The following is a 19267-nucleotide window of genomic DNA, read 5'->3' on the forward strand; positions in this document are numbered from 1 at the left end:
TCAGTCGCCTTTGGCCACGCCTTCGCGGCGCGGATCGGCCCCGCCGTACCACAGCGGCACGCCATGCACCTCGATGCGCTGGATGCCGTGCAGGCCCGAGGTCTGCTCGCCCAGTCGCAGCTTGTGGCCGCGCGCATTCAGGGCCTCGATGGTGGTGGACGGGAAGCGCCCCACTTCGAGTTCGGTCGGGCCGTTGCGGCTGCCGAAGTTCGGCAAGGCGATCGCCTGCTGCACGTTGAGGCCCCAGTCGAGGGTCCCGACCAGCACCTTGGCGACGTAGTTGATGATGGCCGGGCCGCCGGGCGAGCCGACCGTCAGCACCAGCTTGCCGGTCTTGCGGTCGAACACCACGGTCGGCGACATCGCGCTGCGCGGCCGCTTGCCCGCCTCCACCCGGTTGGCGATCGGGCCGTCGGCGTCCCGCGAGGCAAAGGAAAAATCGGTCAGCTGGTTGTTGAGGATGAAACCGTTCACCATCTGGCGCGCACCGAAGGCGTCTTCGATGGTGGTGGTCATCGCCAGGCCCATGCCGTAGCCGTCGACCACCGCAACGTGCGAGGTGGACGGGGTCTCGATGGCGTTGTCCTTGCCCCAGTGCCAGGCGACTTCCATGCCGGGCGGCTTGCCGGCCGGCGCCTCGCCCATCGAGCGCTGCCCCACCAGCTTCGCACGCGTGGCCAGGTAGGTCTTGTCGATCAGGCTCGGCACGCCGCGCCCCGGCAGCGGCACGAAGTCGGTGTCGGCGGCATAGCGGTTGCGGTCCGCGTAGGCCAGGCGCCCCACTTCGCTGAACACGTGCAGCGCGTCCGGGCCCGGCACGCCATTGGACGGCGCCAGCGCTTTCATGTCCATGGTCTCGAACATGCCCAGCATCTGGGCCACGGCGATGCCGCCCGAGGATGGGGGCGGCATGCCGCACACGGTGTAGGTTCGGTAGTCGCTGCAGACGGGCGTGCGGACCTTCGGCTGGTAGCCGGCGATGTCGGCGGCGCTGAGCAGGCCGGGGTTGGTCGGGTGGGACTGCACCTTGGCCGCGATGTCGCGCGCGATGCGGCCGGTGTAGAAGGCGTCGGCGCCGCCGTCGGCGATCTCGCGCAGGGTCTTGGCGAGCGCCGGGTTCTTCAGGACGTGGCCGACCGGCCAGGGCTTGCCGCCATTGCCGTAGAAGTAGCGCGCGGCTTCCGGATCCTTGCGCAGGTGGGCATCGCCAGAGAGCAGCGCGTGCAGGCGCGGGCTGACCGCGAAGCCTTCTTCCGACAGCTTGATGGCGGGCGCGAACAGCGCCTTCCACGGCAGCTTGCCGTGTTCGCGGTGGGCCAGTTCGAGCATGCGCAGCACGCCGGGCGCGCCGACCGAACGGCCGCCGACCACGCCCTCGGTACGCGACACCGGCGTGCCGTCGGGACGCTGGAACAGGCGCTCGTCGGCTTTCGAGGGCGCGGTCTCGCGGCCGTCGAAGGCCTGGGTCTGGCGGCCGTCGTAGTGCACCAGGAAGGCGCCGCCGCCGATGCCGGAAGACTGCGGTTCGACCAGGGTCAGCACCAGCTGGGTGGCGATGGCGGCGTCGATCGCGCTGCCGCCCTGCTTCAGGATGCGGTAGCCAGCTTCCACCGCCAGCGGATTGGCCGCGGCCACCATGTAGTTCTTCGCAGGCCAGCCGGCCTTGTCCTGGTAGCCGGTGGCGGCTTCGGGGGCGGCCTGGCGGGTGTCCTGCGCCAGCGCCGGGTTGAGGCCGGCCAGGGCCAGTGCCAGCGTGGAGGCCAGCAGTGTCAGTTTATTCAATCGTTTCTCCAGAAAGCAAAACGGGCGCGCGGCTTGCGCCACGCGCCCGACATCTGCCAATCGTACAACAATTGGCAGCAGCCTTCAGGCCGGCTTACTTCGGCTGCATGCGGATCGCGCCGTCGAGGCGGATCGTTTCGCCGTTGAGCATCACGTTTTCGATGATGGCCTTGGCCAGGTGCGCGTACTCCTTCGGCATGCCGAGGCGCGGTGGGAAGGGCACCATCTTGCCCAGCGAGTCGCGCACTTCCTGCGGCATGCCCATCAGCATCGGGGTCTCGAAGATGCCCGGGGCGATGGTCATCACGCGCACGCCGCTGCGCGCCAGGTCGCGCGCCATCGGCAGGGTCATGCCGGCCACCGCCGCTTTCGAGGAGCCGTAGGCGGCCTGGCCGATCTGGCCGTCGAAGGCCGCGACCGAGGCGGTGTTGATGATGATGCCGCGCTCGCCGTACTCGCCCGCTTCGGTTTTGCCCATGGCGTCGGCCGCCAGGCGGCACATGTTGAAGGTACCGACCAGGTTGATGTTCACCGCGCGCTGGAAGGCATCCAGCGGGTGCGGACCGTCCTTGCCGACGGTCTTGACGGCCGGCGCCACGCCGGCGCAGTTGACCAGGCCGCGCAGCGTGCCCAGCTTGACGGCGGCGTCCACGACCGCCTGGCCGTCCGCTTCCGAGGTGACGTCGCACTTGACGAACTGGCCGCCCAGCTCGGCTACCAGGGCAGCGCCCGCTTCCGCCTGCACGTCGGCGATGACGACCTTGCCGCCCGCTTCGGTGATCATGCGCGCGGTAGCTGCGCCAAGGCCCGAGGCGCCACCGGTCACGATGAACACATTGTTCTGAATTTGCATGGTTTTCCCTTTTAAACGTTCTAATGCCGCTGTCTTCACACGGTTCTGATGCTTACGTTAACGTAAACGTCAAACAGCGGCATTGTAGCGAACTTTTAACAAGAAAAACCATGTCGCGACATCAAAGGCACTGCATATTGGCGCCGTTTTGCGTGCACAGGCGGCCATTGCTGCTGACCGTGGTGTTGCCCGGGCCGCCGGCATTGTAGGTGGCGCCACTGATGTCGGTGCAGGTGCCGCCCACGCAGCCCACCACCTGGCTCGAGCTCGGGCCGACCGGGGTCGGCACCGCCGGCGTCCCGGTGCGCGGCGCCGGCATGGGCGCCGGCGCGGCGATGCGCGGGGTGCCTTCGATGCGCTGGACCGCGCCCGGACGGCGCCGGGCCTGCTTGTCCTTCTTCGTTTGCTGCTTCGGCTCAGGGCGGCCCTGGAGCTCCTGCTGGGTCTTCGGCTGCATCTGCCGGGTTTGCGATGGCGCCTGCGCCGGCGCTTGCGGCTGCACGGTCTCGGGCGCCGGGCGGGCCGAGGGATCGACTTCGTTCTGCTTGCCGGTCACCGGCGGCTGGCCGGCACGTTCTTCCTGCGCCTGAGGGCGGGACTCGCCCGTGGCCTGGCTACCGTTCTGGGTCGACTGCCCGGTGGTGGCGGGCGTCGATGGCGGATTCAGCACCGGACCGTAGGTGGCGCTGTCGGACACCGGCTTGCCGGTCGGCGGCTGCGGCGTCGCCTGGTTCTGGGCCAGCGCGCCCGCCGAACCCAGCGCGAACAGCAGGGCAATCATGGACTTGATGGGACTCATGGTGCACCTCATGCGATTCGAATAGTGGAGGACCATTATCTGCCTGTGCAGGTCGCGCGGGCGCACGCGAAACACGCGCTTACATGATTGATGGACGGTAATGGGCGGCGTCCCCGGCGGCAGGCATGCGAAGATCGGGCCCTCACATTCAGGGGAGCGGGAATGCGCCAGGTGCAGATCAGGGAACACGACCACGTGCGCGGCAGGCCGGATGCCGACATCGTCATCGTCGAGTACGGGGATTTCCAGTGTCCCTACTGTGCCCGGGCCCGCCCGACGTTGGCCGCCTTGCAGAAGCAGTACGGCGAGCGCATCGCCCTGGTCTACCGCCACCTGCCGCTCGACATGCATCCCTATGCGCAAGCGGCGGCCGAGGCGGCGGAAGCGGCGGCAAGCCAGGGCAAGTTCTGGCAAATGCACGACGCACTGTTCGAGCACCAGGCTCAGCTGCCGCCGGCCCAGCTGCCGCTGCTGGCGCAGGGGCTGGGGCTGGATGGGGCGCGCTTCGACGAGGAGCTGGCGACGCGCAGGCACCGCGCGCGCATCCGCGAGCAGGCCGAGGAAGCCAAAGCACTGGGGGCGAGCGGGACGCCGAGCTTTTTCATCAACGGCGAGCGCTACCAGGGGGATTCGGACCGGGAAGCGCTGACGGCTGCCGTCGAGCGCTACCTGTAAAACAAAACGGCCCCGCAGGGCCGTTTGCTCAACTTGCTGACTATTTATTCCGACAGCGCCGCGAAGGCTGCGTCGCGCACCTGCTCGACCGGGCCGACGCCCGAGATCTTGCGGTACTTCGGTGCACCCGGCAGGCCCGACTGGGCCCACTTGTTGTAGTAGCCGAGCAGGACTTCGGTCTGGTTGTGGTACACGGACAGGCGCTTCAGGACGGTTTCTTCCTTGTCGTCGTCGCGCTGCACCAGCGGCTCGCCGGTGAGGTCGTCGATGCCCTCGGCCTTCGGCGGATTGAACTTGGTGTGGTACACGCGGCCCGAGGCGGCGTGGGTGCGGCGGCCCGACATGCGCTCGACGATCAGCTCGTCCGGCACGTCGATTTCCAGCACGTAGTCGATGGCCACGCCGCTGTCCTTCATGGCGTCGGCCTGCGCAATAGTGCGCGGGAAGCCGTCGAACAGGTAGCCGTTGGCGCAATCGGTCTCTTTGAGGCGCTCTTTCACCAGGCCGATGATGATGTCGTCGGACACCAGCTGGCCCGCATCCATCACCTTCTTGGCAGCCATGCCCAGTTCGGTCCCGGCCTTGATGGCGGCGCGCAGCATGTCGCCGGTGGAAATCTGAGGAATGTTGAACTTTTCCTTGATGAAATTGGCTTGGGTGCCCTTACCGGCGCCGGGTGCTCCTAACAGAATGAGACGCATGAGTTTCCTAGATTCTTAGAGGATGTTGATAATTTTTATATTCGCGGACGACCGCGCTTGATGCATATCTGGCTAGCTTGACACGAAAGTTACCACAAAAGTCAGCTTTTACGCCAATCCCCGGGGCGTCCACCAGCCGGTTTTGATATAGCGCAGGGTCGCAAAAAAGAGCTTCAGGCGGCGTAGTGCCGGCGTACGCGCTCCAGGTCGTCAGGGGTGTCGACGCCGGCATGCGGCGCGCTGTCCGTGATGTGCACGGCGATCGGATAGCCGTGCCACAGCACGCGCAACTGCTCCAGCGCCTCGATGGTTTCGAGCGGCGACGGTTCCAGTGCCGGGTAGGCCTGGAGGAAAGCGTTGCTGTAGGCATAAAGACCGACGTGGCGCAGCGGCGCGTAGCCGGCCGGCAGCGAATCCTGGGTCGCGGCGAAAGCGTCGCGGTGCCAAGGGATAGTGGCGCGCGAGAAATACAGCGCCCTGCCCGCCTTGTCGAGCACCACCTTGACCACGTTCGGGTTGAACACGTCGGCAAGTGCGTGGATCGGGTGGGCAACGGTCGCCATCGGCACACCATCGCGGATGCGCGCGGCGCAGGCGGCCAGCAGGCCGGGGTCGATCAGCGGCTCGTCACCCTGCAGGTTGACCACGACTTCGTCCGACGACAGGCCCAGCTTGTGGGCGACTTCGGCGATGCGGTCGGTGCCCGAGGGGTGATCCGCGCGGGTCATGCAGGCCTCGATACCGTGGGCGGCGCAGGCAGCCAGGATGTCCGGGTGATCGGTCGCGACGATGATGCGCGCGGCGCCCGATTCACGCGCGCGTTCGGCCACGCGCACCACCATCGGCTTGCCGCCGAGGTCGGCCAGCGGCTTGTTCGGCAGGCGGGTCGAGGCCAGCCGTGCCGGGATAATGACCGTAAAGCTCATACCGGCTCGATCTTGCGCGCCTGGTCAGCCCACATGATCGGGATCCCATCGCGAATCGGGTATGCCAGGCGGTCGGGGCTGCAGATCAGTTCCTGCGCCTTTTTGTCGTACTGGAGTGGGCCCTTGCACAGCGGGCAGACCAGGATATCAAGCAGTCGAGCGTCCACGACATTTCTCCACGATTTGTTCGGCCAGCGCGGGATCGATCCGCGCCGTCACGGGCACGACCCACAAGCGCGGATCGTCCTTCAGGTTATCAAGTTGCCGACATTTTACTGCATCCTTCTCGGTGATCAGGATGACATCGGCGTCCACGCCGTCGAAAGGACGGTCGAGGAAATCGTGGTGGTCGGGCAGCGGCAGTTCGCTGAACGCCAGTCCGGCCGCGCGCAGCATGGCGAAGAAACGGCCCGGGTTGCCGATGCCGGCCGCCGCGACGATGCGCCTGCCCTTCAGCCGGGCCAGCGGCAGGCAGTCTTCCGGCCGGGCCAGGGGTTCGGCGAAGTCGCCGGCCAGCTGCATGCGGAAGGGGCGGCCGCCGACCGCGTCCGCCAGCGCAGGCGTGATCTGGGGCGCGTTCACCACGGTGAAATCGCGGCGCCGCGAAGGCGGCTCGCGCAGCGGGCCGGCCGGCAGCAGCCAGCCGTTGCCGACCCCGCGGCCGTCGAACAGGACGATCTCGACGTCACGCGCCAGCGCGTAGTGCTGCAGGCCGTCGTCGGTGATCAGCACGTCGACCTCCGGATGCGCCGCCAGCAGCGCCCTGCCCGCCTCGGCACGCCGGCGTCCGACCACCACCGGACAGCCGGTGCGGGCCGCGATCAGCAGCGGTTCGTCGCCGACCTCAGCTGGATCGGACTGCGGCGTGACCGCGCGCGGCGCGGATCCGGAGCCGCCATGGCCGCGCGAGATCACGCCCGGACGCAGGCCGGCGCCGCGCAGCGCCTCGGCCAGCCAGATCGTCAGCGGCGTCTTGCCGGTCCCGCCGATAAAGATGTTGCCGACCACGATGACCGGCACCGGCAGGCGTTCGCTCTTTTTCAGGCCCAGGCGGTAGAGCAGCGTGCGCAGGCCGGCCAGCAGGCGGAACAGCAGCGCGAGCGGCAGCAGCGCCAGGGCCAGCGGGCCGCGGCGCAGCCAGGCGCGGGTAAGGGTCGATTCGAGGCTGCTTATTTCTTGGTCCCGGTCTGGGCGGCGAAGGTCAGCTTGTCGTAGCCCGCGACGCGCGCCGCTTCCAGCACGTTGATCACCATCTGGTGCATGGCGAACTGGTCGGCATTGACGATGATGACCGGGTCCTTGACCGGCTGGCCGTTCGGGCCGCCGCTGCGGGCCGCATTCTTGAGGTCGTCGGCCAGGCCGGCCACGCTGTGGAAGGACACCGGCACGTTGTTGACCGTGTAGTTGCCCTTGGCGTCGATGGTGACGTTGATCTCGAACGGCCGTTCCTGCACCTTGTCGGCGTCGGCCGTCGGCAGCGTGATCTGCAGCTCGGTGAACTTGCTGTAGGTCGTCGAGACCATCAGGAAGATGAGGACGACCAGCAGCACGTCGATGAAGGGGATCAGGTTGATCTCCGGCTCCTCGCGCTGGCGGCCGCGGCGGAAGTTCATCATTTGCGGGTCCCGTGCACGACGTCGACGAATTTCACGGCCTGCAGTTCCATCTCGACGATGAAGCTGTCGACCAGGGCGCGGAAGTGGCGGTAGAACACCAGGGCCGGCATGGCGATGGCCAGGCCGAAGCCGGTGTTGTACAGGGCCACCGAGATGCCGTGCGCCAGCTGGGCCGGGTTGTTGCCGGTCGGGCTCTGGGCGCCGAAGATCTCGATCATGCCGACCACGGTGCCGAACAGGCCCATCAGCGGAGCCAGCGAGGCGATGGTGCCGAGGGTGGTCAGGAAGCGCTCGAGGCCGTGGGCGACGCCGCGGCCGGCTTCCTCGATCGATTCCTTCATCACGTCGCGCGGGGCGTCGACGTTGCGCAGCGCGGCGGCCAGCACGGTGCCGAGCGGCGAATTGTGTTCGAGCTTGTCCACCACTTCCGGCGTGACCTTGCCGGCGCGGTAGACGCGGATCACTTCATCGAGCAGTTGTTTCGGGAGGATCTTGTCGCGGCGCAGGTAGATCAGGCGTTCCACGATCAGGGCGACGGCGACGATCGAGGCAATCAGCAAGAGCCAGATTGGCCAGCCTGCAGCTTGGAAAATAGCGAGCAAGAGAAACTCCTGAGGGAAAGAAATCAATTCAGCAATGTAACAAGTTGCCAGCAGTGCGGCAAGTGCAGTCCATGCAAGGTTCTGCACAAGTTCTGTGGATAAAAATGTGCGCAAGGCTGCCCGCTCTGCGGAAGAGTCTTGATTTCAAAGGATATTTTGCGCCTGCGCAAGAAAACAGCATCGCCGGAAGCGGATGCTTCCAACTCATCCATGATGTTCAGCTTTTGTATTGATCCAGCTCAAGGGTTCGCACTTACGAACAAAATCTGTGGACAAAATTGTGCGCAATGGCATCTAGGGTCGCTTAAGTACTTGATTTACTGGGATAAATTTCCATGGCGCAAAAAATAGGCAGTGTGGCGATCCCTCCTCCACGCCCGCCCAATGTGCGGTTCCTCACAATTTTTGTGGACAATAATGTGAGCAATGGCCTTTTTTGACGCTTAAGTCTTTGATCTAAAACAAAAAACATGCACTGCGCAAAATTTCATCACTCAGCAATATAACAAGGGAATCCGTGCAAGTTTCTTGTTTCCTGCATGACTTATTCAGCTGTTGAGACAGGGTGGCAAAGAAAATTCAGATCTGCACATTTTTTGTGGATAAGAATGTGATGAAGCTTGTACGCTTGTGCTTAAGTCATTGATTATTAAAGGATCGCACCCTACTGCCTGCAAAACATGCAAACGCCCTCAAGGGCAGAACTGCTGGCCTGAAACCTGTTGTGCACACTTTTTGTGGACAACATTGTTTGCAAAGACAAGCGCAGGTGAGTAAGTCATTGATCTATAACAATAAAATTTCCCAGCGTCATTTTTGGGCAGGCGAACTTAGCAAGTCGCCCTTCCCTTGCTCATACGCATCACTTCAGTGTTGTGGGCACCGCTGCTCTTATGGATGAGTTGCCCACAGATTTTGTGGATAAAGTCGCATGAATGCCGGAAGACTCGTCTGCAAGTCATTGATTTCAAAGCTTTCCAATAGAATGCATTGAAAAATGGCAACTACGCTTCGAAACCTGCAAGCGTGCGCGGACTTGTCGTTTTCGCCAAGATATGACATAAGCATGGGCTTTGCCCCCGCACCCACGCAGCCATGGAATTCCAAAGCGACGCCGACTCCGCCTACAAGGCAGCACCTGTCCTGACCGTGACGGCCCTGAACCAGCAGGTCGCGCGCCTGCTCGAACGGAGTTTTCCACTGGCCTGGATCAGCGGCGAAATCTCGAACTTCACGCGGGCCGCGTCCGGCCACTGGTATTTCACGCTGAAGGACGATGCCGCCCAGGTGCGCGCCGTCATGTTCCGCAGCCGCGCGCAATATGCCGGCTTCAACCCGCGCGAAGGCGACAAGGTCGAGGTGCGCGCATTGGTGACCCTGTACGGCGCGCGCGGCGACTACCAGATCAATGTCGAGACCATCCGCCGTGCCGGTGTCGGCCAGCTCTATGAAGCCTTCCTGCGCCTGAAGGAAAAGTTATCCAGCCAGGGCCTGTTCGACGCCGAGCGCAAGCGTCCGCTGCCGCTGTTCCCGCGCACCATCGGCATCGTCACCAGCCCCCAGGCCGCCGCCCTGCGCGACGTGCTCACCGCCCTGCGCCGCCGCGCGCCGCACGTGCGCGTGATCCTCTACCCGGCCCCGGTCCAGGGCCAGTTCGCCGCCGACAAGATCGCCGAAGCCATCATGACCGCGTCCCGCCGCAACGAAGCCGACGTGCTGCTGGTCTGCCGCGGCGGCGGCTCGATCGAAGACCTGTGGAGCTTCAACGAGGAATGCGTGGCGCGCGCCATCGACGCCTGCCAGATCCCGGTGGTCTCGGGCGTCGGCCATGAAACCGACGTCACCATCGCCGACTTCGCCGCCGACGTGCGCGCCGCGACGCCCACCGCCGCCGCCGAACTGGCGGCCACGCCGCGCGCCGACTGGCTGGCTTCGCTCGAGGCCGACGCGATGGACCTGCGCCGCGCGATGCGCCGCAGCCTGTCGGAAGCGAGCCAGGGCCTGGACAGCTACAGCCGTCGCCTGCTCAGCCCATCGGCCCAGATCCGCCACCAGCGCGTCAAGCTGCTGTCGATGGCGGCCGCGCTGACCCACGCGGTGCGCACCCCGGTGAATCGCCAGAACCTGGTGCTGGCCCAGCTGCAGCAGCGCTGGATGCGCCACCGCCCCGACATGCGGACCCTGCGCGCGCAGCTGATCGCCAACGGACGCCACCTGAACACCAGCCTGTGCAACGCGGTCAAGGGGCGGCGCGACGCCCTGAACGCGCTGGCCGCCCAGCTGGAACTGCTGAACCCGCAGCGCACGCTGGAGCGCGGCTATGCCATCGTGCGCAACGCCAAGGGCGAAGTCCTGCGCGACCCGGCCCAGGTCAAGGCGCGCAACAAGCTGAACGTCAGGCTGGCGGGCGGCAGCGCCGAGATCGTGGTGTCCAGCGTGCAGAGCACCCTGGATGAAAACGCCTGAATGGCCAAGCATGCAACATCGCGTTATCCGGTTTAGAATAGCGCGGTTTTGGAACAAAACCCGTCCAACCAACGCACAAGGAATAGAACATGGAACATACCCTGCCGGCACTGCCATACGCTAAAGATGCTCTGCAACCGCACATCTCGGCCGAGACCCTGGAATACCACCACGGCAAGCACCACCAGACCTATGTCACCAACCTGAACAACATGATCAAGGGGACCGAGTACGAAAACATGTCCCTGGAAGAGATCATCCAGAAGTCGCAGGGCGGTGTGTTCAACAACTCGGCCCAGGTGTGGAACCACACCTTCTTCTGGAACTGCATGTCGCCGAACGGCGGCGGCGCACCGACCGGCAAGGTCGCTGACGCGATCAACGCCAAGTGGGGCTCGGTCGACAAGTTCAAGGAAGAGTTCAACAAGTCGGCACTGGGCAACTTCGGTTCGGGCTGGACCTGGCTGGTGCAGAAGACCGACGGCAGCGTCGACATCGTCAACACCTCGAACGCCGGCACCCCGCTGACCACCTCGGACAAAGCCCTGCTGACCGCCGACGTCTGGGAGCACGCCTACTACATCGACTACCGCAACGCCCGCGCCAAGTTCCTGGAAGCGTTCTGGAATGTGGCTAACTGGGAATTCGCGAACCAGAACATGGCGTAAGCTGTTCTCGTTCACGCATGAAGAGTGGCCCGCGATTGCGGGCCATTTTTTTATCTCAGGGCGTCGCCAGATGCTGGCGCAGGAAGTCCACACACACCCGCACCCTGCCCGACCCGGCCAGCCGCTGCGGATACACCGCCCACACACTGGCCGGCTGGGTGTACTCCGGCAGCACCTGCACCAGCCTGCCCTCGTCCAGATAGGCCCGCGCATCCCACAGCGAACGCAGCACGATGCCCGCGCCCTCCACCGCCCAGCGCAGCGCGATCTCGCCATGGTTGGTCGACAGCGCCCCCGCCACCCGCACGGTCTCTTCTTCGCCGCCCTTGCCGCGCAGGCGCCAGCTGCCGAAGGGATGGTCGCGCTCCTTGATCGCCAGGCACTGGTGGCTCGACAGCTCCTTCAGGGTCTTCGGCATGCCGTGCCGGGCGATGTAGGCCGGCGAGGCACACAGGATGCGGTGGTTGTCCATCAGCTTGCGCGCCACCAGCTGCGGCGGCAGCTCGTCGCCGATGCGCACGTCCAGATCGAAGCCTTCCGCCACCGTGTCGACCAGGCGGTCGAACACCTCGAAGCGGATCTGCAGCTTCGGATGGGCCACCGCCAGCCTGGCGATCACCGGCGCCACGACATTGCGGCCGAAACCGAAGCTGCTGCAGATGCGCAGGCGTCCGGCCGGCTCCTGGCGCCGCTCGGACACGTCATCCAGCATGTCGTCGAGCTGCTCCAGGATCAGCTGGGCCCGGGCGTAGACCTGCTCGCCCTCTTCCGTGATCACGACGCGCCGGGTCGAGCGCTCGAACAGCCGCACCCCGAGCATCGCTTCCAGCACGCCGATGCGCTTGCTGACGAAGGCCGCTGACATGCCCAGCGCTTCCGCCGCTGCCGAAAAGCTGCCCTTGCGCACCGCTTCGACCAAGACCCGCAAGTCGCCATTCTCGATTTGATTATTCACGTTTCGTGTTCCATCAAGCTACGAATAGAGGGATTATAAACGCAGCGTTTTCTTGCTAAGCTGGTCACCGATCGCAAACAGCACAGGAGCCAGCCATGAAGCAGCACAGGATCGCCGTGATCGCCGGAGACGGCATCGGCAAGGAAGTCATGCCCGAGGGCCTGCGCGCCCTGGAGGCGGCAGCGAAACGCTTCGGCATCGGCCTGGAGTTCGCCCACTTCGAATGGGCCAGCTGCGACTACTACCTCCAGCACGGCAAGATGATGCCGGACGACTGGAAGCAGCAGCTCGACGGTTGCGAAGCCATCTTCTTCGGCGCGGTCGGCTGGCCCGACACGGTACCCGACCACATCTCGCTGTGGGGTTCGCTGCTGAAGTTCCGCCGCGAGTTCGACCAGTACGTCAACCTGCGCCCGGTGCGCCTGATGCCGGGCGTGCCCTGCCCGCTCGCCAACAAGAAACCGGGCGACATCGACTTCTACGTGGTGCGTGAAAACACCGAAGGCGAATACTCGGCGGTCGGCGGCCGCATGTTCGAAGGCACCGAGCGCGAGCTGGTGCTGCAGGAAGCGATCTTCACCCGCCATGGCACCGACCGCATCCTGAAGTACGCCTTCGAGCTGGCCCAGCGCCGCCCGAAGAAGCACCTGACCGCCGCCACCAAGTCGAACGGCATCGCGATCTCGATGCCCTACTGGGACGAGCGCGTCGCCGTCATGGGCCACGCCTATCCGGAGGTCCGCTGGGACAAGTACCACGTCGATATCCTGGCCGCGCGCTTCGTGCTGTCGCCGGAACGCTTCGACGTGGTGGTGGCCTCGAACCTGTTCGGCGACATCCTGTCCGACCTCGGTCCGGCCTGCACCGGCACGATCGGCATCGCGCCCTCGGCCAACCTGAATCCGGAGCGAACCTTCCCCTCGCTGTTCGAGCCGGTGCACGGCTCGGCGCCGGACATCTACGGGAAGAACATCGCGAACCCGATTGCCATGATCTGGTCGGGTGCGATGATGCTGGAGTTCCTGGGATACAAGGACGCGCACGATGCGCTCGTGCGGGCGATGGAGCATTGCCTGGTGAACGGGCCGCGCACGCCCGACATGGGCGGCACGGCCAGTACGACGGAAGTGGGCAAGGCACTCAGCGAATACCTCGCGACCGCATGATGCTCGTAGGGTGGGCGGCTTCGCCGCCCGCGCGTTCAACTAAAGAATGAGTCCTCGTAACGCTAGGGCTGGCTGGACGCGCGGGCGGGAGACCCGCCCACCCTACGAAAAGCGCCAACCTATTTGAGGAGGTAAGTATTGAAGAAGTCGATCGTCGAATAGAACAGGTAATCGGCGTTCGCCTTCTTGCCGAAGCCGTGCCCTTCATCGTTCGCCGTCATGTACCACACCGGCGTGCCGTTCTTCTTCACTGTCGCCACGATCTGGTCAGCCTCCTGCCAGGGCACGCGCGGGTCGTTCTTGCCCTGCACGACGAACAGCGGCTTCCTGATCTTGGCGGCGTTGCTGGCCGGCGCCGACGCCTCCATCCACTTGCGCATCTCCGGATCGCGCTCGTCGCCGTACTCCACGCGGCGCAGGTCGCGGCGGTAGCTCTCGGTGCGTTCCAGGAAGGTGATGAAGTTCGAGATGCCGACGATGTCGATTGCCGCGGCGATGCGCTCGGGGTACATGGTCGATACCGCCAGCGTCATGTAGCCGCCGTAGGAACCGCCCACCACCGCCACGCGCGAGGCGTCCATGTCGGGTTGCGTAGCGATCCAGTCGAGCAGCGCGCCGATGTCCTTCACCGAATCCTCACGCAGCTTGCCGTTGTCTAGCTTCAGGAAGCTCTTGCCGTAACCGGTCGAACCGCGCACGTTCGGATAGATGACGGTCAGGCCCATCTCGTCCGTGTAATAGTTGTTCCGGCCCAGGAAGCCCGGCGTCGACTGCCCTTCCGGTCCGCCGTGGATGTTGATCACCACCGGACGCTTGCCGGGGAATCTGGCGGCGTCCGGACGGTAGGCGAAGCCCGAGATCATGCGGCCGTCGAAGGACTTCCAGCGCACCAGCGCAGGCTCGACGAACTTGTTCATGTCGACGTCCATCTTCTCGTGCCGGGTCCAGCGCGTCACCGCGCCGGTCTTGGCATCGATGCTGTAGACCTCGGACGGGCTGCGCGCCGAGGACAGCGACAGCGCCAGGTTGCGGCTGTTGTTGTGCCACTCGATGCGGCCGATGACGCCGATCGGCAGCTTGGGCTGGGCCACCAACTTGCGGTCCGAGGTACGCATCATGCGCAGCACGCTGCTACCGTCCTCGTTGGCGACGAAGGCCAGCAGCTTGCCGTCCTCGGACAGGTCCATGTCGTCGATGTCCCAATTGATCTCGGGCGTGAGCACGGTCTCCTTGCCGCTGGCCAGGTCGATGTAGACCAGGCGGCGGAATTCCGAGCCGCGGTCGCTGGTCGTGTAGACGCCCTTGCCGTCGCGCGCGAACACCGCGTTGCCGTAGGCGACCTTCTCTCCGCCTTTTTCGGTCAGGCGCCGGCTCTTGCCGCTGGCGACATCCATCAACCACAGATAGGATTCGTTGGCCGACACGTACTCGCTGTACACCAGCTGTTTGTCGTCCTGCGAGAAGGCGAAGGAGCCCCAGCCGCCGCCCGGCAGCTCGGCCAGCACGCGCGCCTGTTCCGGCTGTAGCGGATCGGCGATGCTGATGGTGGAGGTGATCTGGTCGTTCGAGCCCTGGCGACCGACCGGCACGGTCACGTACAGCAGCTTGCCGCTCTTCTTGGCCCAGGCGGTGTCCTGCACGCGGCGGTTGTCCGGCGTGACCGGGATCGCGTCGGCACTTCCGACGTCGCGCCTATAGGCGCGGAAGACTTCATTGCCACCCGTGTCGCGCCCGAACACATAAAACTTGCCGTGGCGCGGCTCGTACTGGGCGCTGCGTACCGGTTCGGCATAGTCGGTCATCAGCTCCAGCGGCGCGCCCGGCTTCGCCACGCGGAACAGCTGGGGCGTGTTATTGTGGCGGCGCGAGACGATCATCTCGAGCTTGGTCGGGTGCCAGGACGCATACGAGGTCGGCTTGAACTCGTTGTACTTCGCCACCTGGCTGGCCAGGCCGGCGCGTACCGGCGGCACGTTTTCCAGCACCATCGCGCTTGGGGGTGCGACGGGGGGCTCCTGGGCCACGGCAGCGCCGGCGGCGGCGATCAGGGTTGCAATCAGGGTCAGCCCGAGCGGGCGGCGTACAGGTCTCATCCAGTAGTCTCCATTGAGATGGCGGTTGGTATTACTGCATTCCAACTTTACACGATGTCGGCCCAACGACAACCATGTCACCACTTGTATCCGAATGTCCCCCCTTTGTAGGGGCTGTGCTGCCGAGTAAGTAGTTCGATACAATCTCGGACCAAGGAGAATCAAGCATGTACCGAGTGATGTTGGTGGAAGACGATGCACGCCTGGCGGAGCTCGTCACCGAATACCTGTCTGGCTATGAATTCGCGGTCGACCTGGTCACCCGCGGCGACCAGGCGCTGGAAGGTTTCAAGACCCTGTCGCCCGACGTCGTCGTGCTCGACCTGATGCTGCCGGGACTCGACGGCATGGTGGTGTGCCGCCAGATCCGCGAGCTGTCCGAGGTGCCGATCCTGATCCTCACCGCGCGCGAAGACTCCTACGACGAAGTCTCGGGCCTGGAACAGGGCGCCGACGATTTCGTGAACAAGCCGGTGCAGCCGCGCGTGCTGCTGGCGCGCCTGCGCGCCCTGATGCGGCGCACGGCCCAGACCAGGGGCGGCGTCGACAGCCGCGTGCTGCAGTTCGGCGCGCTGCGCATCGTCACGACCGACCGCAGCGTGGTCTGGCGCGGCGAGCCCTGCGTGCTGTCGAATACCGAATACAAGCTGCTGCTGGTGCTGGCCGAAGCGGCCGGCCGCGTGCTGTCGCGCGATGCCCTGCTCAAGAAGATGCGCGGCATCGAGTTCGATGGCCTGGACCGCAGCATCGACAACTGCATCTCGAAACTGCGCCGCAAGTTCGACGATGCGGAATCGGAGAAGATCAAGACGGTGTGGGGCGAGGGTTACCTGTTCTCGCCATCGGCCTGGAACTAACATGTAGGGTGGTCGGCTCCGCCGACCGCGCGTTCGACTCACGGTCGCACCGTGGCAACGCATGTACCTGCTGGACGCGCGGACGGCGAAGCCGTCCACCCTACGCTAATGCCGGGTGTTATTCGAACAGCGGCACGATCGCCAGCGGCGCGCTGTAGGTGATCAGCTGGGCGCGCTCGGCGTCGAAACGGTAGTTCACGGCCGGGAAGTCGGCATCCGGGTCACCGCCGAAGGCCGCTCCCGGCGCGACCGCCAGCCCCTGTTCGCCCTCGGGACGGCGCAGCTTGACCGAGGTCTCCATGCCCTTCTTCGGGAACACCATGCGCACGCCCACGCACTGGCGCGAGCGCGCCGTGGCGTCGACGTGGCGGGCATAGGCCAGCGCCTGTTCGCAGGCGGCGCGCAACTCATCCGTGTCGTAGACATTGTCGGCTTGCGGCGCGATCGTCACCCGGGCCCGCAGGCTGAAGGGGCCGATCCTGCGGCCGGGGGCCAGCACGGCGTTGTCGTCGTAGGCCGCCTTCATCAGCGGCAGCACGCCGCGGCCCAGCGCATCCAGCGCCAGGCTGGTCTGTACGCTCTTGCCGGTCAGGACCAGCTGCAGGCCTTCGCCCAATACGCCCTTCTCGCGCGGCAGCAGCTGCAGGTGGTTCTGCAGCAGGTTCTTGGCGCCGCCGTATTTCTCGAACACCACCACCGTACGGTAGGCATCGCGGTAGCTCGCCCACTCCGAGGCCTGCGGCTGCACCTGTGCCGCGGCCAGGGTGGCCGTGCTCAGGAGGCATGCGCATGCGGTGGCGTGTGCGAGTCGCATCATCAGAACCGGTAGGCGAAGGCGGTCGAAACCGTCAGGTTGGTGGGCCGCTCGACGAGCGGGCTATGGCGGGCATCGCCTGCCAGGCGGGTGGCCTGCAGGCTGGAGGTCAGCATCCACGAGGGCGACAGCACCCAGTTCCAGCGTGCGCCGATGCGCAGGTCCTTCAGGCCGCCGTCCGGGCGGTAGGGAGGATTGCCGCTGGCCAGCGCCTGGGCCTCGGTGACGCCAAAATAGGACTGCTGGTAGGCGCGGTTGGCGAAGCCCAGGCCGGCCGACAGCGACAGCGTGTGGTGGGGCGCCAGTTCCATGGCCAGGCGCTGGATGCCGATCTCGCCGCGCACGCCGTTGCGGTCATTGCCGGCGCCGGCCAGCACCGAGCTGGTCAGGCGCCATGCCGGCGACAGGTAATAGTTGAAGAAGGCGCCGGCTTCCGGGCGCGTCTTGATTTCTTCCATCCCGGCCAGCGGGTTGCCGGCGAAGGCGCGCAGCGCGGTCGGCAGCAGGCTGGCGCCCGCGACGTCGCCGATCTCGCCACCGGTGCCCGATTCGGTGCGGCGCGGGTGGATCGCCAGCAGCGGGCCGTATTCGATCGTCGGGTTGGCGGACAGGTGCATCCCCGCGCTCATGCCCGAAATGAAGATGCCGTTGCTCCACTGGACCTGAAGCACCGGCAATGCCCTCGTTTTCCTGCTGTCCGCCCCTTCGTAGCGTGGACCCGACACGACGCCCAGCCCAGCATACATATCGCGGCTGCCATCGGGCATCGGGTTGGTGGTCGGCGTCTGTGCGCTTGCGGCGCTGCCCAAGACAGCCAGGACCAGGGCGAAAAGCTTTTTCATGTATTCACAATCGGAGTTCGGCGAGCCTGATATTTTACGTCGGGCAAGCCAAACTCTCACGCATTGTTACTACTGGGTACGCGTATGCGTCACGAATTCGACCGGCGCCTCGCTGCGGTTCACCACGACCAGGTGGGCCGGGTAGACGATCATCATGCCGCAGGCGATGCCCGGGCCGGGCTCGGTGTCGACGATCCCGACCTTCAGCTTGCCGCCCTCGAAGTTCACCGCGCTGACGCCGCCGCCATGGCAGGTGCTCGGCTTGGGACCACGGAATACGCCGATCACCATTTTCTTGCTGAAATCGATCTTCGGCAGCGGATGCTCGCCGCCCGCATGCTCGGCCCACAGGGTGGCCCATTCCGCCTCGTCGCGCACGACGACATTGCGCTCGCTGTGGATCGCACTACGGACAGTCGGCTCGACGGTCGTGAAGTTGAGGTAATCCGAGACGATCTTGCGGATTTCCACCGGCGCATCGAGCTTCGGCACCGCAATCACGCGCATCGGCTGGGTGATGGCCGCCAGGCACAGCGCCACCGGGGACAGGTCGCGGACTTCGTATTCGACCAGCAGCTTGCCGTCCTTGGCGCCGACGTGCACCACGTCGAAGCTGCCGCAGACCGGGTTGTTACCCAGGAATACGGCCACCAGCATCGTGCGCGAGAAGTCGACCTCGGGCGCGGCGATGCGGGCCTTGCTGTGTTCGGCCCACAGGGCGGACCAGGCGGCGGCATCCTTGATCACGACTTCGCGCGGCGTCTCGATGCCGGAGAAGGAGTCGGTCACGATGGTCTTGTAGGCGACCGGGGTGCCCGACTTGGGCAGGAAGCCGACCGGCTCGACCTTGTGGCCGGCGCCCAGGCCGAGGTCGGCCTTGTCGAGGTTCTTCAGCATGGTGTCGAACAGCGCACGCTGGCTCTCGTCGCTGCAGCTGGTGCGCGGGCCGGCGATGCTGTCGCCCGCCGAGCACAGCACGGCCTGCGGCGTCGCGCCCATCAGAACCTGGCCGTAGGAATTGTCGGCGCAATTGCCGGCGCGGTCCCACAGCACGTACTTGCTGTCGACGAGGAAGAGATTGTTGCGGGTCGATGCGCAGGAAGCCTCCTGCGCCATCTTGATGTACTCGGAAACGACCGGAACGCCGCCATTCGGCTCGCCGACGGCGATGCCTTGCCCTGCCGTCTGGTTGCGCATGACGGCGGGGCTGTCGCCGCCACCGCCGCAGGCTGCCAGGGTCACGCCGGCCATGGCGGCAGTGATGAGGGTGCGTCCGACCTGACTCATTTTCTTCTTCTCCACCGATCGTTTCCTTAGGAATAAAAAAACCCGCCGACACTCGCATATCAGGCGGGCAAACGGAAAACCAGATAATCCTGAACCTGATGTTGAGCATGGTAAGAAATTCGCGCCTTGCATTCCCCCTCGAACTGTCGATGAATTGTCATCAAT

19 protein-coding genes are annotated in these 19267 nt (G+C 65.2%); 5 read left to right on the top strand and 14 right to left on the bottom strand.

Features of this window, described 5'->3' with window-relative positions; translation table 11 throughout:
* From ggt to ACSQ25_RS17705, 3 genes are all read right to left on the bottom strand, one after another.
* Positions 1-1782 carry a gamma-glutamyltransferase gene (ggt, locus tag ACSQ25_RS17695; RefSeq protein WP_436106980.1) on the bottom strand — a complete coding sequence of 594 codons (1782 nt, stop codon included), beginning with the start codon at positions 1780-1782 and terminating at the stop codon, positions 1-3.
* A 94-nt stretch (positions 1783-1876) separates the two neighbouring features.
* The gene (locus ACSQ25_RS17700) at positions 1877-2635 is read right to left on the bottom strand and encodes a 3-hydroxyacyl-CoA dehydrogenase (RefSeq protein WP_436106981.1); all 759 of its coding nucleotides are present in this window, start codon (positions 2633-2635) and stop codon (positions 1877-1879) included.
* Positions 2636-2756: 121 nt separating this feature from the next.
* Complete coding sequence (locus tag ACSQ25_RS17705; RefSeq protein ID WP_436106982.1) at positions 2757-3434, bottom strand: hypothetical protein; 678 nt, start codon at positions 3432-3434, stop codon at positions 2757-2759.
* A 162-nt stretch (positions 3435-3596) separates the two neighbouring features.
* On the opposite strand from ACSQ25_RS17705, the gene ACSQ25_RS17710 reads away from it, so the two are divergent.
* Positions 3597-4109 carry a DsbA family protein gene (locus ACSQ25_RS17710; protein ID WP_436106983.1) on the top strand — a complete coding sequence of 171 codons (513 nt, stop codon included), beginning with the start codon at positions 3597-3599 and terminating at the stop codon, positions 4107-4109.
* A gap of 44 nt (positions 4110-4153) precedes the next feature.
* Here ACSQ25_RS17710 and adk read toward each other — a convergent pair whose 3' ends face one another.
* From adk to ACSQ25_RS17740, 6 genes are all read right to left on the bottom strand, one after another.
* Positions 4154-4810 carry an adenylate kinase gene (gene adk, locus ACSQ25_RS17715; protein ID WP_436106984.1) on the bottom strand — a complete coding sequence of 219 codons (657 nt, stop codon included), beginning with the start codon at positions 4808-4810 and terminating at the stop codon, positions 4154-4156.
* A gap of 173 nt (positions 4811-4983) precedes the next feature.
* Entirely contained in the window at positions 4984-5736 is a 753-nt protein-coding gene (kdsB, locus tag ACSQ25_RS17720) for a 3-deoxy-manno-octulosonate cytidylyltransferase (RefSeq protein WP_436106985.1), read from the bottom strand.
* Entirely contained in the window at positions 5733-5903 is a 171-nt protein-coding gene (locus ACSQ25_RS17725; RefSeq protein WP_436106986.1) for a Trm112 family protein, read from the bottom strand. Before ACSQ25_RS17725 ends, kdsB begins: the two co-directional genes overlap by 4 nt.
* Positions 5884-6909: a tetraacyldisaccharide 4'-kinase gene (gene lpxK / locus ACSQ25_RS17730; RefSeq protein ID WP_436108100.1), complete on the bottom strand. Its 1026-nt coding sequence runs from the start codon at positions 6907-6909 to the stop codon at positions 5884-5886. The genes ACSQ25_RS17725 and lpxK overlap by 20 nt, the downstream gene beginning before the upstream one ends.
* Positions 6906-7349 carry an ExbD/TolR family protein gene (locus ACSQ25_RS17735; protein WP_436108101.1) on the bottom strand — a complete coding sequence of 148 codons (444 nt, stop codon included), beginning with the start codon at positions 7347-7349 and terminating at the stop codon, positions 6906-6908. Before ACSQ25_RS17735 ends, lpxK begins: the two co-directional genes overlap by 4 nt.
* Positions 7349-7954 carry a MotA/TolQ/ExbB proton channel family protein gene (locus ACSQ25_RS17740; protein WP_436106987.1) on the bottom strand — a complete coding sequence of 202 codons (606 nt, stop codon included), beginning with the start codon at positions 7952-7954 and terminating at the stop codon, positions 7349-7351. Before ACSQ25_RS17740 ends, ACSQ25_RS17735 begins: the two co-directional genes overlap by 1 nt.
* Positions 7955-9049: 1095 nt before the next feature.
* On the opposite strand from ACSQ25_RS17740, the gene xseA reads away from it, so the two are divergent.
* Together xseA and ACSQ25_RS17750 are read left to right on the top strand one after the other, a co-directional pair.
* The gene (gene xseA, locus ACSQ25_RS17745; protein ID WP_436106988.1) at positions 9050-10420 is read left to right on the top strand and encodes an exodeoxyribonuclease VII large subunit; all 1371 of its coding nucleotides are present in this window, start codon (positions 9050-9052) and stop codon (positions 10418-10420) included.
* 89 nt (positions 10421-10509) lie between these two features.
* Positions 10510-11088, top strand: a complete 579-nt coding sequence (locus ACSQ25_RS17750; RefSeq protein ID WP_436106989.1) for a superoxide dismutase — start codon at positions 10510-10512, stop codon at positions 11086-11088.
* A 55-nt stretch (positions 11089-11143) separates the two neighbouring features.
* Here ACSQ25_RS17750 and ACSQ25_RS17755 read toward each other — a convergent pair whose 3' ends face one another.
* Entirely contained in the window at positions 11144-12043 is a 900-nt protein-coding gene (locus tag ACSQ25_RS17755; RefSeq protein WP_436106990.1) for a LysR substrate-binding domain-containing protein, read from the bottom strand.
* Between the two features lie 95 nt (positions 12044-12138).
* On the opposite strand from ACSQ25_RS17755, the gene ACSQ25_RS17760 reads away from it, so the two are divergent.
* Positions 12139-13209: a tartrate dehydrogenase gene (locus ACSQ25_RS17760; protein WP_436106991.1), complete on the top strand. Its 1071-nt coding sequence runs from the start codon at positions 12139-12141 to the stop codon at positions 13207-13209.
* Between the two features lie 119 nt (positions 13210-13328).
* On the opposite strand, the gene ACSQ25_RS17765 is transcribed toward ACSQ25_RS17760, so the two are convergent.
* A complete protein-coding gene (locus ACSQ25_RS17765) occupies positions 13329-15302 on the bottom strand; it encodes a S9 family peptidase (RefSeq protein WP_436106992.1) in 1974 nt (657 codons plus the stop codon).
* Positions 15303-15469: 167 nt separating this feature from the next.
* Here ACSQ25_RS17765 and ACSQ25_RS17770 point away from each other — a divergent pair, with 167 nt between their 5' ends.
* On the top strand, positions 15470-16159 hold the full coding sequence (locus ACSQ25_RS17770) for a response regulator (RefSeq protein WP_436106993.1): 690 nt from the start codon (positions 15470-15472) through the stop codon (positions 16157-16159).
* Positions 16160-16277: 118 nt separating this feature from the next.
* On the opposite strand, the gene ACSQ25_RS17775 is transcribed toward ACSQ25_RS17770, so the two are convergent.
* The 3 genes from ACSQ25_RS17775 to ACSQ25_RS17785 form a co-directional block, all read right to left on the bottom strand.
* Positions 16278-16976 carry a hypothetical protein gene (locus tag ACSQ25_RS17775; protein ID WP_436106994.1) on the bottom strand — a complete coding sequence of 233 codons (699 nt, stop codon included), beginning with the start codon at positions 16974-16976 and terminating at the stop codon, positions 16278-16280.
* Positions 16976-17815 (bottom strand): MipA/OmpV family protein, encoded by an 840-nt coding sequence (locus tag ACSQ25_RS17780; RefSeq protein ID WP_436106995.1) that lies wholly within the window; start codon positions 17813-17815, stop codon positions 16976-16978. The genes ACSQ25_RS17775 and ACSQ25_RS17780 overlap by 1 nt, the downstream gene beginning before the upstream one ends.
* 69 nt (positions 17816-17884) lie before the next feature.
* Positions 17885-19102, bottom strand: a complete 1218-nt coding sequence (locus tag ACSQ25_RS17785; RefSeq protein WP_436106996.1) for a protease complex subunit PrcB family protein — start codon at positions 19100-19102, stop codon at positions 17885-17887.
* Positions 19103-19267 lie beyond the last annotated feature (165 nt).

This window comes from Massilia sp. LjRoot122 (assembly GCF_964252725.1).
Classification (GTDB): Bacteria; Pseudomonadota; Gammaproteobacteria; order Burkholderiales; family Burkholderiaceae_D; genus Telluria.